This window comes from Solwaraspora sp. WMMA2101, from assembly GCF_049179175.1.
Lineage (GTDB): Bacteria > Actinomycetota > Actinomycetes > Mycobacteriales > Micromonosporaceae > Micromonospora_E.
The window spans coordinates 5,576,524-5,592,751 of sequence record NZ_JBMHMA010000006.1; the positions used below are offsets into that span (position 1 = coordinate 5,576,524).

General features: G+C 72.4%; 14 protein-coding genes. 9 read left to right on the forward strand and 5 right to left on the reverse strand.

Features of this window, described 5'->3' with window-relative positions:
* The first annotated feature begins 32 nt into the window (after nt 1-32).
* Nucleotides 33-1,364, forward strand: coding sequence for an ABC transporter substrate-binding protein (locus ACN28F_RS26410; protein ID WP_289210542.1), 1,332 nt, complete (start codon nt 33-35; stop codon nt 1,362-1,364).
* A gap of 76 nt (nt 1,365-1,440) precedes the next feature.
* A complete protein-coding gene (locus ACN28F_RS26415; protein ID WP_289210543.1) occupies nt 1,441-3,459 on the forward strand; it encodes a beta-galactosidase in 2,019 nt (672 codons plus the stop codon).
* A gap of 60 nt (nt 3,460-3,519) precedes the next feature.
* On the opposite strand, the gene ACN28F_RS26420 is transcribed toward ACN28F_RS26415, so the two are convergent.
* Nucleotides 3,520-4,611 carry a LacI family DNA-binding transcriptional regulator gene (locus tag ACN28F_RS26420; protein ID WP_289210544.1) on the reverse strand — a complete coding sequence of 364 codons (1,092 nt, stop codon included), beginning with the start codon at nt 4,609-4,611 and terminating at the stop codon, nt 3,520-3,522.
* Nucleotides 4,612-4,806: 195 nt separating this feature from the next.
* Here ACN28F_RS26420 and ACN28F_RS26425 point away from each other — a divergent pair, with 195 nt between their 5' ends.
* The 5 genes from ACN28F_RS26425 to npdG all read left to right on the forward strand — a co-directional run bounded on the left by ACN28F_RS26425 (nt 4,807) and on the right by npdG (nt 9,252).
* Nucleotides 4,807-5,556, forward strand: a complete 750-nt coding sequence (locus ACN28F_RS26425; protein ID WP_289210545.1) for an HAD family hydrolase — start codon at nt 4,807-4,809, stop codon at nt 5,554-5,556.
* A gap of 276 nt (nt 5,557-5,832) precedes the next feature.
* Nucleotides 5,833-6,036, forward strand: a complete 204-nt coding sequence (locus ACN28F_RS26430; protein ID WP_289210546.1) for a hypothetical protein — start codon at nt 5,833-5,835, stop codon at nt 6,034-6,036.
* A gap of 89 nt (nt 6,037-6,125) precedes the next feature.
* Entirely contained in the window at nt 6,126-6,848 is a 723-nt protein-coding gene (locus tag ACN28F_RS26435) for a histone (RefSeq protein WP_421360185.1), read from the forward strand.
* A gap of 97 nt (nt 6,849-6,945) precedes the next feature.
* Nucleotides 6,946-8,469: an RNB domain-containing ribonuclease gene (locus tag ACN28F_RS26440; RefSeq protein WP_421360187.1), complete on the forward strand. Its 1,524-nt coding sequence runs from the start codon at nt 6,946-6,948 to the stop codon at nt 8,467-8,469.
* Nucleotides 8,470-8,556: 87 nt separating this feature from the next.
* Nucleotides 8,557-9,252: an NADPH-dependent F420 reductase gene (gene npdG / locus ACN28F_RS26445; RefSeq protein WP_289210549.1), complete on the forward strand. Its 696-nt coding sequence runs from the start codon at nt 8,557-8,559 to the stop codon at nt 9,250-9,252.
* Between the two features lie 96 nt (nt 9,253-9,348).
* On the opposite strand, the gene panB is transcribed toward npdG, so the two are convergent.
* From panB to ACN28F_RS26460, 3 genes are all read right to left on the reverse strand, one after another.
* Nucleotides 9,349-10,221: a 3-methyl-2-oxobutanoate hydroxymethyltransferase gene (panB, locus tag ACN28F_RS26450; RefSeq protein ID WP_421360189.1), complete on the reverse strand. Its 873-nt coding sequence runs from the start codon at nt 10,219-10,221 to the stop codon at nt 9,349-9,351.
* Nucleotides 10,222-10,340: 119 nt separating this feature from the next.
* Entirely contained in the window at nt 10,341-12,140 is a 1,800-nt protein-coding gene (locus ACN28F_RS26455) for an NAD+ synthase (protein WP_289210551.1), read from the reverse strand.
* Nucleotides 12,141-12,243: 103 nt separating this feature from the next.
* The gene (locus tag ACN28F_RS26460) at nt 12,244-13,062 is read right to left on the reverse strand and encodes a hypothetical protein (RefSeq protein ID WP_421360191.1); all 819 of its coding nucleotides are present in this window, start codon (nt 13,060-13,062) and stop codon (nt 12,244-12,246) included.
* 225 nt (nt 13,063-13,287) lie between these two features.
* Between ACN28F_RS26460 and glnA the strand changes: the two genes are divergently transcribed.
* Nucleotides 13,288-14,640, forward strand: coding sequence for a type I glutamate--ammonia ligase (gene glnA / locus ACN28F_RS26465; RefSeq protein ID WP_289210553.1), 1,353 nt, complete (start codon nt 13,288-13,290; stop codon nt 14,638-14,640).
* A 109-nt stretch (nt 14,641-14,749) separates the two neighbouring features.
* Nucleotides 14,750-15,175 carry a DUF350 domain-containing protein gene (locus ACN28F_RS26470; RefSeq protein WP_289210554.1) on the forward strand — a complete coding sequence of 142 codons (426 nt, stop codon included), beginning with the start codon at nt 14,750-14,752 and terminating at the stop codon, nt 15,173-15,175.
* 53 nt (nt 15,176-15,228) lie between these two features.
* Here the strand turns inward: ACN28F_RS26470 and ACN28F_RS26475 are convergent, their stop codons facing one another.
* Nucleotides 15,229-16,164 (reverse strand): S66 peptidase family protein, encoded by a 936-nt coding sequence (locus ACN28F_RS26475; RefSeq protein ID WP_421361523.1) that lies wholly within the window; start codon nt 16,162-16,164, stop codon nt 15,229-15,231.
* Nucleotides 16,165-16,228 lie beyond the last annotated feature (64 nt).

The following is a 16,228-nucleotide window of genomic DNA, read 5'->3' on the forward strand; positions in this document are numbered from 1 at the left end:
CCACCCTCCCATCACCTGTGAAAGGGACACTCATGAAAGGCACCACACTGCGGGCGGTCGCGGCCGCCGCAGCAGCAACCCTGGCCCTGGCCGGCTGCGGCTCCGGTGACGCCGACGAGGGCGACGGCGGCGACCAGGTCTCGGCCAGCGACGTCACCGCGGCCCTCGAAGCCGGCGGTGAGATCACCGTCTGGGCCTGGGAACCGACGCTGACCGAGGTCGTCACCGGTTTCGAGGCCAAGTACCCCAAGGTAAAGGTGAACCTGGTCAACGCCGGCACCGGCAACGACCAGTACACCGCGCTGCAGAACGCGATCGCCGCCGGTGACGGGTTGCCCGACGTCGCGCAGATCGAGTACTACGCGCTGCCGCAGTTCGCCCTCGCCGAGTCGGTCACCGACCTCACCGCGTACGGCGCCGACGGCCTTGCCGACACCTTCACCCCCGGGCCGTGGTCGTCGGTGAACACCGGCGGCGGCATCTTCGGCCTGCCGATGGACTCCGGCCCGATGGCGTTGTTCTACAACAAGGAGGTGTTCGACCGTCACGGCGTCGCCGTCCCCGCCACCTGGGACGAGTACGTCGACGCCGCCCGCAAGCTGCACCAGGCCGACCCGCAGGTCTACATCACCAACGACGTCGGTGACGCCGGCTTCACCACCAGCCTGATCTGGCAGTCCGGCGGCCAGCCGTTCCAGGTCGACGGCACGTCGGTGGGCATCGACTTCACCGACCCCGGCTCGGCCCGGTTCGCCGCCATCTGGCAGCAGCTGATCAGCGAGGACCTGCTCGCCCCGGTCAGCCCGTGGAGCGACCAGTGGTACCAGGGCCTGGCCAACGGCACCATCGCCAGCCTCGCCACCGGGGCCTGGATGCCGGCGAACCTGATCTCCGGCGTCGCCGACGGCTCCGGCAAATGGCAGGTCGCCCCGCTACCGCAGTGGGAGGCCGGTGGCACCGCCAGCGCGGAGAACGGCGGAAGCTCGCTGGCCATCCCGTCGGCGGCGACCAACAAGGCTCTCGCCTACGGCTTCATGGACTACGCCAACGCCGGTGACGGGGTGCAGATCCGGGTCGACGGCGGTGCCTTCCCGGCCACCACCGCGCAGCTGACCTCGCCGGAGTTCCTCGGCACCGAGTTCCCGTACTTCGGCGGGCAGAAGGCCAACGAGATCTTCGCCGAGTCGGCCGCCAACGTCGTCGAGGGCTGGTCCTACCTGCCGTTCCAGGTCTACGCCAACAGCGTGTTCAACGACACCGTCGGGCAGGCGTACGTGTCGGACACCCCGCTCGCCGAGGCGCTGACCGCCTGGCGTGACACCTGCGCCACGTACGGCACCGACCAGGGTTTCACCATCAGTTGATCCGTGCGGCCCGGCACCGCCGCGACGGCGGTGCCGGGCCTGCGGCGTTCCCACCCCGACCAACGAGGAGAAGTACGTGGCATTCGGCGTCGACTACCGCTGGCTGCGTTGGCCCGGCACCGGCGGCCCCCGGATCGGCTACGGCGCCGACTACAACCCGGAGCAGTGGCCCCGGCACGTGTGGGACGACGACGTCGCGGCGATGCGGGCCGCCGGCGTCAACATCGTCTCGCTGGCCATCTTCTCCTGGGCGCGGCTGCAGCCCGGCCCCGGCGAGTTCGACTTCGCCTGGCTCGACGACATCATGGACCTGCTGCACCGCAACGGCATCGCCGTCGACCTGGCCACCGCGACCGCGTCACCGCCGCCCTGGCTGACCGCCGCCCACCCGGAGATCCTGCCGGTCGACCGGCACGGCGCCACCGTCTGGCCGGGTGCCCGGCAACACTGGCGACCCACCTCACCGGTCTTCCGGACGTACGCGTTGGCGCTGGTCCGGGCCATCGCGCGGCGTTACCGCGACCATCCGGCGCTGACCGCCTGGCACGTCTCCAACGAACTCGGCTGCCACAACGTCTACGACTTCTCCGACGACGCCGCCGAGGCGTTCCGGGCGTGGCTGCGGGCCCGCTACGGCGACATCGACGCGCTCAACCACGCCTGGGGCACCGCCTTCTGGTCGCAGCGGTACACCGACTTCGCCCAGATCCTGCCGCCCCGGCAGGCCGCGTCGTACCCGAACCCGACCCAGCAGCTGGACTTCAAACGGTTCTCCTCCGACGCGCTGCGCGAGCACCTGCGCGCCGAACGCGACATCCTGCGGGCGGTCACCCCCGACGTGCCGGTCACCACCAACTTCATGGTGATGGGGGAGTCGTCCGGGATGAACTATGCCGACTGGGCGGGTGAGGTCGACTTCGTCGCCAACGACCACTACGTGCACCCCGGACCGCAGGCGCTCGACGAACTCTCCTTCTCCGCCAACCTGACCGGCAACCTGGCCGGCGGCCGTCCCTGGTTCCTGATGGAACACTCCACCAGCGCCGTCAACTGGCAGCCGGTCAACCTGGCCAAACGCGACGGTGAGCTGGCCCGCGACTCACTGACCCACGTCGCGCACGGCGCCGACGCGGTCTGCTTCTTCCAGTGGCGTCAGTCGGCGGCCGGTGCCGAGAAGTACCACTCGGCGATGCTGCCGCACGCCGGGCGCGACAGCGATCTGTTCCGGGCCGTGACCGCGCTCGGCCGTACGCTGTCCGACCTGTCCGGTGTCGCCGGCACGCCACGCACCCCGGCGCGGGCGGCGATCCTGTTCGACTGGGAGTCCTGGTGGGCCTGTGAGCAGGACTCCCACCCGACGTCGCGGCTGCGCTACAAACAGGAGGCGCTCGACTGGTACTCGGCGTTCCTCGCGCTCGGGATCCGGGTCGACGTGCTGCCGGCCGCCGCCGACTTCAGCGGCTACGACCTGGTGGTCGCCCCGATCCTGCACCTGATGCCGGCGGCGCTCGCCGAGCGGCTGCGCGGTTACGTCGACGCCGGGGGTCACCTGGTGACCACCTACTTCTCCGGCATCGTCGACGAGCACGACCACATCTGGCTCGGCGGCCACCCGGGGGCGCTGCGGGACCTGCTCGGTGTGCGGATCGAGGAGTTCGGTCCGCTGCCCGACGGTGAGCAGGTGCTGCTGGACACCGGCGCCTCCGCGACGCTGTGGACCGACCGGATCACGGTGACCGATCCGCAGGTCGAGGTGCTGGCGGCGTACCGCACCGGCGAGTACGCCGGCCGCCCGGCGATCACCCGCCGGCCGGTCGGGGCCGGCTCCGCCGGCTACGTCTCGACCCGGCTCGGTGCCGCCGGGCTGGTCGACGTCCTGGCCCGGTTCGCCGACGCCGCCGGGGTCGGCAGCGAACTGCCGGAGCACCTGCGGGGCCGGGTCGAGCTGGCCGTCCGGGGGGAGTACCGGTTCCTGATCAACCGCACCGACGAGCCGGTGGCGTTGACCGACCTGCCCGGCGAACCGGTGATCGGGCCGGCGGAGACGTTGCCGCCCCGGGCGGTCGCGGTACGGGCGGTGTCAGTGGCGCACTGACCGGGCGTGGGACCCGGTCAGCGCGCCGCCGGCACGGGTCGGGTGCGCCGCCGGCACGGGTCAGCGCGCCGCTGGTGGGGCGGCGGTGCTGGCCCGGACCACCAGATGGGTCGGCACCAACGTGGTGCCGGTCTGCGTGGTGCCGGTGCGGACCTGCAGCAGCGCCGCCTCGACGCAGTGCCGGCCGACCTCGGCGAAGTCCTGGTGGACGGTGGTCAGCGGCGGGATGAACGAGCCGGCTTCGGCGATGTCGTCGAAGCCGACCACACTGACGTCGCGCGGCACCACCCGGCCGCGCTCGTGCATCGCCCGCAGCACGCCGAGCGCCATCTGGTCGTTGGCGACGAAGACCGCCGTACAGTCCGGCTCGTCGGCCAGTTCCAGGCCGATGCGGTAACCGGTCCCGGCCGACCAGTCGCCCCGGCGCAGCGGCGGTACGTCCCGGCCGGCGTCGACCAGCGTGGCCCGCCAGGCGGCGGCACGGCGCTCGGCGGCGTACGACTCCGACGGGCCGGCGACGTGCCATACCGTACGGTGCCCGAGGTCGAGCAGGTGTCGGACGGCCTGCCGGGTGCCGTCGGCCTGGTTGGTGTCCACGACCCGGTAGCGCTGCCCGGCGTCGGAGTCGACGACCACGACGTGCACACCGGGCGGCAGCACGATGGTGCTGGCGTCGAGCAGGTGCACTTCCATGATCACGATGACGGCGTCGACCGCGAGCTCGCCCAACCGGGTGAAGGCGCCGAGGACCCGGTCCTGGGTGGGGGCGGCGACCGGGATCAGGGTGATCACGTACCCCTCGGCGGCGGCGTGGGTGGCGATCGCCTCGACGGTACGGCTGTTGCCGGTGGTGGAGAGCGTGAACGTGATGACGCCGATGGTGCGGAACTCGCCGTACTTGAGGGCGCGGGCGGCGCTGTTGGGCCGGTAACCGAGCTGGCGCATGGCGGCGATCACCTGCTCGCGGGTGCTGGCCACGACGCCCGGATGCCCGGTGGAGACCCGGGACACGGTCTGCGCGGAGACACCGGCCAGCCGGGCGACGTCCGCCATGGAGACCCGACGGCGTTGCACCCGGGGCCGGTCGTCACCGGCGGACCCGGCCGGTGGTTCGGTGTCGCCCCGTGACGGGTCGGGGCGGGAAGGGCTCATCGGATTCCTTCCGTTCCTTTCTCATTGGTCGTCGCCGGCGCCTGACGAACGATCGCCGTCGGCCGGTCGTGACGCCGGTGCCGGTAGTGGCGCTGACACTATCAGTGGAGACGATGTTTGCGTAAACATCCCTTCCTGTTCCAATACGTGCTGCCGGCACTGTGGCCGCGGGCCGGCAGTCGCGATGATTGCAGGATGCTGGCCACCCCCCACGCCCTGCTGCTCGACTTCGGTGGCGTCCTCGTCGACGCCCCGGCCCGATCCCCGCAGCCGACCGGACTCGCCGACCGACTACGGGAGCTGACCGGCGGCCGGATGACCGTCGAGGCCATCACCAGGTCGCTGACCGACGGGCGGCGCGCGTACGCCGCGTGGCGTGACCGGGTGGGCGAGCAGGACCGCCCACGGGAGTACGGCCACCGGCAGGTGTGGGAGGAGTTCCTCACCGTCGGCTGGCCGGCCGAAGCACGCGACGCCGTCCTGGATCAGGCGACCCCCTTGAGTTACCAGTGGACCCGGCGGCCGGACTGGGCGGTCCGCCCAGGGATCCGCGAGGCACTGGCCACCGCCGCAGAGGCTGGCCTGCCGCTGGCGATCGTCAGCAACACGCTGTGCGGTGCCGCGCACCGCGACTTCCTCGCCGAGGTCGGTCTCGGCGACCGGTTCGCCGTGCAGATCTACAGCGACGAAGCCGGGGTACGCAAGCCCAACCCGGAGGTCGCCTGGCTGGCGGCGCGGGCGATCGGCGTACCGGTCGAGCGCTGCTGGTTCGTCGGCGACAGCCCGGCCCGGGACGTTCCATGTGCCCGGCGCGCGGGGGCCGGTGCCGCCGTGCTGATGGTGTCGGAGCGCACCGCGCGGGAACGCGGGCTGCCCGACGGCGTACCGGACGTGACCGTCGAGGACGGACACGGCCTGCGCCGGCTGCTCGACCAGTCGAGGTGACCCGGCGAAGGGCCCGCCCGGTCCGGCGACGCGTGTCACCGGCGGTCGCCCCGGTGTGTCGTCGCGAATTGCAGTGCCCCCTGCTCGAGGTCGGCTGCAGCTGGCGGATGATCGGCGGAATCGCAACGAATCCCTTGTGTGGCAAGCATTATCCGTAGCATTGACCAGTGGTCATCGCGATTGAGCTGGGCTAATGCAATCGCTCTACCATGGAGGCATAGCACTTTTTTGGGCGAAACGGTGGCGCTTGGTTGATTTTCCGTGCACAGTGTTCTCATGAGCGACAGCGGACCTGATGGCGGGTACTTCTGGTGCCTGCGTCATCAGCGCGTGGAGTCCGGGGCGGATCTGTGTGCCGCCAAGTACCGGCTCGGTCCCTACGCCTCGAAGGCCGACGCTGAGCAGGCGCTGCAGCGGGTGTCGGAGCGCAACGAGGAGTGGGACGCCGAGAACGCCCGCTGGACTGGGGAGCAGGGCTAGGCCGGTCCGTCCCGATCGGGTCGGATCTGGAGACTCCGTTGTCTCCTAAGGAGACAAATCCACAGGAAGTCCGCAAGGAGGAGAAAGACATGGTTGTTGGCACCAAGGCCACGACCCGCCCCGCCACCCGGCGGGCGTCGAGCACCGGCACCTCGTCGAGAACGACGTCCGCGCGGTCGACCGGCACGGCCAAACGCACCACTGCGGCGCAGACCACGGCGACCGCGAAGAAAGCGACCGCGAAGAAAGCGACCGCGAAGAAGACAGCACCGAAGAAGACCACGGCGACCGTGAAGAAGACGGCGCCGAAGAAGACCACGGCGACCGCGAAGAAGACGGCGCCGAAGAAGACCACGGCGACCGCGAAGAAAGCGACCGTGAAGAAGACAGCGCCGACGAAGACCACGGCGACCGCGAAGAAGACGGCACCGAACAAGACCACGGCGACGAAGAGCGCGACCGCCCGCAAGACCGCTCCGGCGAAGAAGGCGACCGCCAGCGGCCCGACGACCAAGCGGGCCACCGCGAAGTCCACGACCGGCCGCAAGTCCACCGCGAAATCCGCCACGGCCAAGCGGTCGACGACCACGAAGGGCACGTCGACTCCGGCCAAGGGCACCACCGGCCGGGCCGGTAAGAAGGTCGCCGGGGCGGTGGCACGCACCGCCGGCCGGCTGCAGCAGGTCACCTCGCCGAAGAACGCCACCCCGGCGCAGCGGGGCACCGGCAAGAAGGCGGCGGCCAGCCGGACGACCGCGAAGAAGACCACCAGGAAGGCCGGTACGCAGACCGCCCGCAAGGCCGGTCGCTGACCGTCCCCGACCGCGTCACCATCGGTACGGGGCGCTGCCGTCGGGGCACCGCGGTAGCGCCGTACCACCGGTGGTGACGGCCTGCTAGGAATGGTCCGTGCCGCTCCCACGTCTGACCGCGCCCCGGATCGACTTCGGCGCGCTGCGCCGCGAGCTGGAACTGCCCACCGCGTTCCCGCCTGCGGCGCAGCGCGAGGCGGACGCGGCGGCGGCCCGCGTACCGTTGCCGGACACCGACCTGACCGACGTCCCGTTCGTCACCCTCGACCCGCCCGGGTCGCGTGACCTGGACCAGGCGATGTGCCTGGACCGCCGGCCCGGTGGCGGCTTCCGGATCCGGTACGCCATCGCCGACGTCACCCCGTTCGTCGCCGATGGCGGCCCGCTGCACGCCGAGACCTGGCGTCGTGGCCAGACCATCTACCTGCCCGACGGCACCATCCCACTGCACCCGGCCAGCCTGAGCGAAGGCGCCGCCAGCCTGCTGCCCGACGCCGTGCGGCCTGCCGTGGTGTGGACCCTCGACCTGGCCGCCGACGGTGATCTCGTGGCCGCCCGGCTGGAGCGGGCCCGGGTGCGCAGCCGGGCCCAGCTGGACTATCCGTCGGCGCATGCCGCGCTGGCCGCCGGTCGACTCGCCGACCTCGCCGCACCGATCGCGCTGTTGCCCGAGATCGGCGAACTGCTGACCGCGCGGGCGGTGGCCCGGGGCGCGGTGACCCTGCCGTTGCCCGATCAGGACGTCGAGTCCGACGGGGACGGCTGGCGCCTGGTCCTGCGACCACCCCTGCCGATCGAGGAACACAACGCGCAGATCTCGCTGCTGACCGGCATGGCCGCCGCCGGCATCATGCTGGAGGCCGGGACCGGACTGCTGCGTACCATGCCGGCACCGCAACCGGCGGCGGTGGCCCGGTTGCGAGCCGCCGCCCGCGCCCTCGGCGTCTGGTGGCCACCGGGCGCGGCCGTCGGTGACGTGACCGCCGGGGTCGACCCGGCCCAGCCACGCGGTGCCGCTTTCCTCGACCACGCCGCCGAGTTGCTGCGGGGCGCCCGGTACACGGCCTTCGCCGGTGAGCCGCCGGCCGAGACCGGCCACGGTGGCGTCGGGGCACCGTACGCGCACGTCACCGCGCCGCTGCGCCGGCTGGCTGACCGGTACGCCACCGAGGTGTGTCTGGCGGTGACCGCGGGACGGGAGGTTCCGACGGCGATCGTCGAGGCGTTGCCCCGGCTACCGGAGGTGATGGCCGGCACTGACCGGACCGCCGGGGCCGCCGCCCGCGCGGCGGTCGACCTGACCGAGGCGGTCCTGCTGCAGCACCGCCTCGGTGCCGAGTTCGACGTCGCGGTGCTGGACGCGGACCCGGGCAGCGCCACCCGCGCGCCGCGCGGCACCGTCGCCCTCGACGAACCGGCCGTCATCGCCCGGTGCGTCGGCGCACCGCCGGTGGGCGAGCGGGTCCGGGTCCGGCTGGTGACGGCCGACCCGGCGAGCCGGCAGGTGCTGTTCCGCTACCCGGCCGACGCACCCGCCGAGGGACCCGCCGGCGCACCCGCCGAGGGACCCGCCGGCGCACCCACCGAGGGACCCGCCGGCGCGCCGGCCGGCACCGCCTAGGCTACGCGCCGTCGCGATGCTGGTCAGCGTGGGTGGAACGCGTCACGGGAGCACCCACGACGTGCCCCGATGGGCAAGGATGGCCTGATGGGATACGACGCCAGCACACTGCCCGACGTCATGGGGCTGACGGTCGGCATCATCGGCGGCACCGGCGACCAGGGGCGCGGGTTGGCGTACCGGTTCGCCCGGGCCGGCCAGCGGGTGCGGATCGGCTCACGTGACGCGGCCCGCGCCGCCGCCGCCGCCACCGAGATCGCCGCCCTGCCCGGGGTGCCCGCCGACACCATCAGCGGGGGCGGCAACGACGAGGTCTGCGCCGACTCCGACGTGGTGATCATCGCGGTGCCCTGGGAAGGGCACGAGGCCACCCTCGTCGCGTTGCGCGAGCAGCTCGTCGGCAGGATCGTGGTCGACTGCGTGAACCCGCTCGGCTTCGACAAGCAGGGGCCGTACGCGCTGCCCGTCGAGCAGGGCAGCGCCGCGCAGCAGGCCGCCGCGTTGCTGCCGGACTCGCGGGTCTGCGCGGCGTTCCACCACGTCAGCGCACCGTTGCTGGCGGATCCGGCGATCGACCGGATCGACCTGGACGTGCTGATCTGCGCCGAGGACCGCGACGCCGTCGCGGTGGTGGCGGCGTTGGCCGCCCGGATTCCGGGGATGCGGGGCATCTACGCCGGCCGGCTGCGCAACGCCCACCAGATCGAGGCGTTCACCGCGAACCTGATCGCGATCAACCGACGGTACAAGACCCATTCCGGGGTACGGGTCACCGAGGTCTGAGACCGTGGCGGCGGGGCCGGCTCCCCGGCCCCGCCGCGACGGTCGGCGGTGGTCGGCGCGCCGTGCCCAAGCGGTCGGCGCACCGTGCCGCGACGGTCAGAAGGTGTGCTCGGCGGCGGGGAACCGGCCGCCTCGGACGTCGTCGGCGTACCTGCGGGTCGCGTCGGCCAGCACTCCGGCCAGGTCGGCGTAGGTCTTGACGAACCGCTGGGTCGGCCCGGAACGCATCCCCGCCATGTCCTGCCAGACCAGCACCTGCGCGTCGGTCTCCGGGCCGGCGCCGATGCCCACCGTCGGCACCGGCAGGTCGTGGGTGACCCGTTTGGCGACCTCGCCGGGGACCATCTCCAGCACCACGGCGAACGCGCCGGCCTCGGCCACCGCGTGCGCGTCGGCGACCACCTCGTCGGCGGCGTCGCCGCGCCCCTGTACCCGGTAGCCGCCGATGGTGTGTTCCCGCTGCGGGGTGAAGCCGATGTGCGCCATCACCGGGATACCGGCCCCGGTGAGCGCCGCGATCTGGTCGGCGACCCGCCGGCCGCCCTCGAGTTTGACCGCGCCGCAGCCGCCCTCCTTCATGAACCGCACTGCGGTCCGTAGCGCCTGGGTCGGCCCTTCCTCGTAGGAGCCGAAGGGCAGGTCGCCGACGACCAGCGCGCCCCGGGTTGCCCGGACCACGGCCCGGACCAGCGGCAGCAGTTCGTCGACGGTGACCGGCACGGTCGTCTCGTGGCCGAAGACGTTGTTCGCCGCGGAGTCGCCGACCAGCAACACCGGAATGCCGGCCTGGTCGAAGATCGCGGCGGTGTACTGGTCGTACGAGGTGAGCATGGCCCACCGCTCGCCGCGTTCCTTCGCGGCGATCAGGTCACGGGTGCGGACCCGGCGGCTGACCGGGCCGCCGTAGAGCGCGACCACCTCGGTGGGCTCGGCAGCCGGCAGCCCGGCACCTGGCGTCGATCGGGACATCGTCGTCTCCTCTCACCCTCGTGGCCGCGGTCGCGGTCCCCGGGGTACGCACCGATCGTGCCACCGCCCGCACCGACGCGGAGAGGCTTCAGTGCAGGAATTCACACCTCATCCGGGTGTCAGCCGTCACCGGGCTCACGCCACCGGTTGGTGATCGGCAGCCGGCGGTCCCGGCCGAACGCCTTGATGGAGATCTTGGCCCCGGGCGCGGACTGCCGGCGCTTGTACTCGGCCAGATCCACCAGCCGCAGCACCCGGTCCACCAGCTGCGGGTCGTGCCCGGCGGCGATCAGGTCGTCCCGGCCGGCGTCGCCGTCGATGTATCCGCTGAGCACCGCGTCGAGCACCGCGTAGTCGGGCAGCGAGTCGGTGTCGAGCTGCCCGGGGCGCAGCTCGGCGCTGGGCGGTTTGGCGATCGAGTTCTCCGGGACGGGTGGTTCCTCGCCGCGCCGGAGAGCGTCGTCGTTGCGCCACCGGGCCAGCCTCCACACCAGGGTCTTCCACACGTCCTTGATCGGGTTGAACCCGCCGACCGAGTCGCCGTACAAAGTGGAGTAGCCGACCGCGAGCTCGCTCTTGTTGCCGGTGGTCAGCACCAGGTGACCCTCCTGGTTGGACAGCGCCATCAGGATCACCCCGCGCACCCGGGCCTGCAGGTTCTCCACCGCCAGGCCGGACAGCGAGATGTTGGCCAGGAACGGGTCCACCATCGGCTGGATCGGCTCCACCCGGTAGTCCAGCCCGGTCCGCTTGGCCAGTTCGGCGGCGTCGGCGCGGGAATGCTCGGAGGAGAACTGGCTGGGCAGCGACACCCCGACGACCCGGTCCGCGCCGAGCGCGTCCACCGCGATCGTCGCCACCACCGCCGAGTCGATGCCGCCGGACAGCCCCAGTACCACCGAGGAGAAGCCGTTCTTGCGGACGTAGTCGCGCAGGCCCAGCACCAGCGCCGACCAGATCTCCGCCTCGGTCGGCAGCGGCGCGGCGATCCCACCACGGGCCGGGTTGCCGCCCGGGTCCGGCAGCGGGCCACCGATCGTCACCCGGTCGATGTCCATCCCGTCCTCGGCGGCGGCCTCCCCGGCGTCGGTCGTCGCGGTGGCGGCGTCGACGTCGCGCGCCGGGGCGTCGGCGGCCGGCAGGTCGAGGTCGTGCAGCAGCAGGTGCTCGACGAACTGGGGCGCACGGGCCAGCAGGGTGCCGTCCGCCGCGACGATCATCGAGTCGCCGTCGAAGACCAGTTCGTCCTGCCCGCCGACGAGATTGACGTACGCGACCGTTGCGCCGGCCTCGGCGGCGCGGCGACGTACCAGCGGCAGGCGGGCGTCGTCCTTGTCCAGCTCGTACGGTGATCCGTTGACCGTGACGACCAGGCCGACGCCGGCCCGCCGGGCGGCGGTGAACGGACCGCCGGCCTGCCACAGGTCCTCGCAGATGGTCAACGCCACGTCGACGCCGCCGACGCGGACGACGGTCAGCGCGGTGCCCGGCACGAAGTAGCGGTCCTCGTCGAAGACGCCGTAGTTGGGCAGGTGGTGCTTGAGGTAGGTGGCGACGACCGTACCGTGGTGCAGCACCGCGAGGGCGTTGCGCGGCCCGCGACCCGGGTCGGCCTCGGCGCTGATCGCCGCCGGTCCGTCGGCGTCGAGGTAGCCGACCAGCACCGGCACCTCGCCGAGGCCGTCGGCGGCCAGGTCGGCGGCGAGCCGCCCGATGGCGGTACGGGAGGCGGCGACGAACGACTCCCGGAACACGAGGTCCTCGACCGGGTAGCCGGTGAGCATCATCTCCGGGAAGACGACCAGTTGGCCGCCGGCCTCCACCGCCGTACGGGCGGTGTCGCGGACCAGCCGGGCGTTGCCCGACAGGTCGCCTACCGTCGGGTTGACCTGGGCGAGAGCGATGCGCAGCGTCGGCATGACGCTATCTTCCCCCACCGGTGCGGCAGTCAATCGCACCGGCGGCGGGCAGCGTCACCGGGGTCACGCCACCGCCGCAGGGGTCACCGGTGTACCGCAACGGTCACCCGGCGGTGTGCCGCAGCAGCGGGGCCGCCGGATCCACCTTGGCGGTGGCCCGGGTCAGCAGCGCGGCGGCGTCACCCGGTGCGACCGCGCCGACCGGGCCGAGGTGGCGCACGGTGGCGAGCAGGCCGTCGTCGTGGGCCAGCGCGAGGTAGCCGGTCTGCGGTCCGGGGCCGTCATCCGTACGGTCGGTGACGCTGATCAGCAGCGACCAGGCCGTGCCGACCGGCACCCGTTCCCGGCGGTGCACCCGGACCGTCACCGGGGTGCCGTCGTCGAGGTGGGCGGCGAAGCTGACGCAGCGGCTGGCGACGGTGTCCCAGTCGGCGGCGGCGGCGCCCGCCGCCACCGGATCCAGCAGGGTCAGCGACTGGCGCAGCGTCGCGCCGTCGGGGCCCTGGTACCGGGCCACCAGCTGATCAGTGGCGGGGCGGTCGCCGTCGGCCGCCGGCGACCAGGGGCGTTCGAAGAGCCGGCGGCAGCCGGTGTCGCCATCGTCGTCAGCGGTGGGGGTCGTGCCGCCCCCGCCATCGGTCGTGGTCGGGCCGGTCGCGGTGACGGGGCGGTAGCCGGTCGGCAGGTCGGCGGCGGCGAGCAGGACGGCACCGGGATCGGGCTGGGTGGCGACGACGCGCGACGGCGTGGTGACCGGATCGTCGCCGGGCGGTGCGGCAGGGGGTACGCCGACCATGGTGCCGACGGCCAGTCCGGCGGCGAGCCCGCCGCCGAGGGCGGAGCGGCTCATCGCGTAACGGGTCAGTGCCGACCAGTTGGTGACCGTACGGTGGTATCCCGGTACGCGGTGCGGCCGTTGCATTAATATCCCCTTTCGTGCCGATTGGGACTAACGCGCCGGAACGGTGTGGGTTGTGGGTCGGCCCCGGCACGTGCGTGACCGGAGTGGTCCCGTAACGTCGGCGTAACGAGGTCGGGAAAGACTGGGCTGCTCAGGTGGGAGCCGACAGCACCTGGTCCTGCGTTGGAGGGCACCAGCGCGGAGAATGGAACCGGTCCGGGCAGACCAGTGTCACGAGGGGTAGACGTGGACCGTCAGCAGGAGTTCGTGCTCCGTACTCTGGAAGAGCGCGACATCCGTTTCGTTCGGTTGTGGTTCACCGACGTGCTCGGCACGCTCAAGAGCGTCTCGGTCGCGCCGGCTGAGCTCGAGGCAGCATTCGAAGAAGGCATCGGCTTCGATGGCTCCGCCATCGAAGGTTTCGCCCGGGTCTTCGAGTCCGACATGGTCGCCATGCCGGATCCCACCACTTTTCAGGTGTTCCCCTTCGAGGGCGGCGTCAGTGGCGAGAGCGCCCGGATGTTCTGCGACATCCTGCTGCCCGACGGTACGCCGTCCTGGGCCGACCCCCGGCACGTGCTGCGCCGGGCCCTGTCGCGGGCGGCGGACAAGGGTTTCACCTTCTACACCCACCCCGAGATCGAGTTCTTCCTGCTGGAGAGCAGCCCGACCGACGGCTCCACCCCGGTACCGGTCGACTCCGGCGGCTACTTCGACCACACCACGCACGCGGTGGCCCGCGACTTCCGCCGCCAGGCGGTGCTGGCCCTCGAGCGGATCGGCATCTCGGTCGAGTACAGCCACCACGAGGTCGCCCCCGGCCAGCAGGAGATCGACCTGCGCTACGCCGACGCGCTGACCACCGCCGACAACATCATGACCTTCCGGCACGTGGTGAAGGAGGTCGCCCTGTCGCACGGCGTCGCGGCGACCTTCATGCCCAAGCCCTTCACCGACCAGCCCGGCAGCGGCATGCACACCCACCTGTCGCTGTTCGAGGGTGAGCGCAACGCCTTCCACGACGCCAGTGACCCGATGAAGATCTCCAAGGTCGCCAAGGCGTTCATCGCCGGCCTGCTGGTGCACGCCCCCGAGTACACCGCCGTCACCAACCAGTGGGTCAACTCCTACAAGCGGCTGTTCCCGCAGGCGCTGCCGGACCGGATCACCGAGTCCCCGGCGTACGTGTGCTGGGGGCACCTCAACCGCTCCGCCCTGGTGCGGGTGCCGGCGTACGGCAAACCGAACTCGGCCCGGGTCGAGGTCCGGTCGCTGGACTCGGCGACCAACCCGTACCTGGCCTTCGCGGTCATGCTCGGTGCCGGCCTGAAGGGCATCGAGGAGGGCTACGAGCTGCCGCCCGGCTCCGAGGACGACGTGTCGGCGCTGTCGGCGGCCGAGCGCAAGGCGATGGGGTACGAGTCGCTGCCGGAGAACCTCTCCGAGGCGATCGAGGTGATGTCCCGCTCGGAGCTGGTCGCCGAGGTGCTCGGCGAGCACGTCTTCGACTTCTTCCTGCGCAACAAGCGCTCCGAGTGGGAGCAGTACCGCCGCGAGGTCACCCCGTACGAGCGTCGACGCTACCTCGGGGCGCTCTGACCGTACGGCCGCCGGGCTGACGCCGGCCCCGCGCCAGGGCTGGCGCGGGGCCGCTATCGTCCCTCCCGACACTGCCGCCGCCCCGGCGGCGGAAGGGGAGGGACGTCGCGTGTGGGAGGACCTGCTCAGCGGAGCCTGGCAGAGCATCGTGTTCGGGGTGGTCGGCATCGCGCTGATGGCCGCCGGTTTCGTGGTGGTCGACTGGCTGACTCCTGGGAAACTGCGGGAGCTGATCTGGGTGCAGCGCAACGCCAACGCCGGACTGCTGCTGGCCGCCAACCAGCTCGGCGTGGCCGGGATCGTCTTCACCGCGATCCTCACCAGCTACCCGTCGTTCGTGAAGGGACTCGCCTCGACCATCCTGTTCGGGCTGATCGGTCTGGGCGTCATGGCGCTGGCCTTCGTCGTGCTGGACTGGCTGACCCCGGGCCGGCTCGGCGTGGTGATCTGCTCCGACGAACCGCACCCGGCCGCCCGGGTCAGCGCCGCCTCCCACCTCGGTGCAGCGCTGATCGTCTGCGCCTGCATCACCTGAGCTGAGCCGGCTGCCAGCGACGTCAGCTGAGCCGGCGGTGCGGTGCCGACGGCTCAGGCCGGCCGTACCGCCGGCTCGACCGTCAGCGTGCCGGCCACGGTGTCCAGCGTGGCCGGCACACCGAGGCCGACGGTGCGTGGTGTCTGTCCGTGCCCGAGTGGCAACCCGCCGAGCACCGGTACGCCGAGATCGCCCAGCCGTTCGCCCAGCACCTGCGCGACGTCGACCCCCTGCCGGTCGGCGCAGCCGGTGAACTGCCCGAGCGCGACCCCGGCCAGGCCGGCCAGCACGCCACTGCGGCGCAGCTGGGTCAGCATCCGGTCCACCCGGTACGGCGGCTCACCGATCTCCTCGACCAGCAGGATCGCGCCGGACAGGTCGGGCAGGTCCGCCGTGCCGACCGAGGTGGCCAGCAACGACAGGTTGCCGCCGAGCAACGTGCCGCTCGCCCGACCCGGTACGGCGACCGGTGCGCTCGCCTCCAGAGGCGAGCGGGCGACGACCGTCGGCGCGGCGCCCATCACCGCCGTTCGCAGCGACTCGGCGGACTCCGCCGGGCACCGCTGGTCGTCCCAGGCCACCACCGGGCCGTGCACGCCCGCCAGACGGGCCGTCCGCCACAGCGCCAGGTGCAGCGCGGTCACGTCGGAGTAGCCGCAGACGACCTTCGGATCCCGGCGTACCGCCGCCGGGTCGAGCCGGTCGGCGATCCGCTGGCTGCCGTAGCCGCCCCGGGTGCAGAAGACACCGCGCACCGCCGGATCGGCGAGCGCCTCGACGAGGTCGGCGGCCCGCTGCTCGTCGGTGCCGGCCAGGTAACCGTGGCGGCCCAGCGCGTGCCGGGCCAGCCGGGGCCGCAGCCCCCAACCGGCCAGGACCGCCATTCCCCGCTCGACCTGCTCCGCAGCCACCGGGCCGGCCGGCGCCACCACCCGGACCTCGTCACCGGGGCGCAGCGCCGGCGGGCGCAGCACCCCGCCCGTCGACAGCAGACCGGTCACCCGGTCAGGGTACGCGCCGGCGTCGGCGGGCGCGTACGAGTGGCGACCGGGG

Coding starts and splice junctions, on each gene's coding strand:
- ACN28F_RS26425 (WP_289210545.1), top strand. CDS start 4,807: ATGCTGGCCACCCCCCACGCCCTGCTGCTCGACTTCGGTGGCGTCCTC.
- ACN28F_RS26430 (WP_289210546.1), top strand. CDS start 5,833: ATGAGCGACAGCGGACCTGATGGCGGGTACTTCTGGTGCCTGCGTCAT.
- ACN28F_RS26460 (WP_421360191.1), bottom strand. CDS start 13,062: ATGCAACGGCCGCACCGCGTACCGGGATACCACCGTACGGTCACCAAC.
- npdG (WP_289210549.1), top strand. CDS start 8,557: ATGGGATACGACGCCAGCACACTGCCCGACGTCATGGGGCTGACGGTC.
- ACN28F_RS26420 (WP_289210544.1), bottom strand. CDS start 4,611: ATGAGCCCTTCCCGCCCCGACCCGTCACGGGGCGACACCGAACCACCG.
- ACN28F_RS26455 (WP_289210551.1), bottom strand. CDS start 12,140: ATGCCGACGCTGCGCATCGCTCTCGCCCAGGTCAACCCGACGGTAGGC.
- panB (WP_421360189.1), bottom strand. CDS start 10,221: ATGTCCCGATCGACGCCAGGTGCCGGGCTGCCGGCTGCCGAGCCCACC.
- ACN28F_RS26435 (WP_421360185.1), top strand. CDS start 6,126: ATGGTTGTTGGCACCAAGGCCACGACCCGCCCCGCCACCCGGCGGGCG.
- ACN28F_RS26410 (WP_289210542.1), top strand. CDS start 33: ATGAAAGGCACCACACTGCGGGCGGTCGCGGCCGCCGCAGCAGCAACC.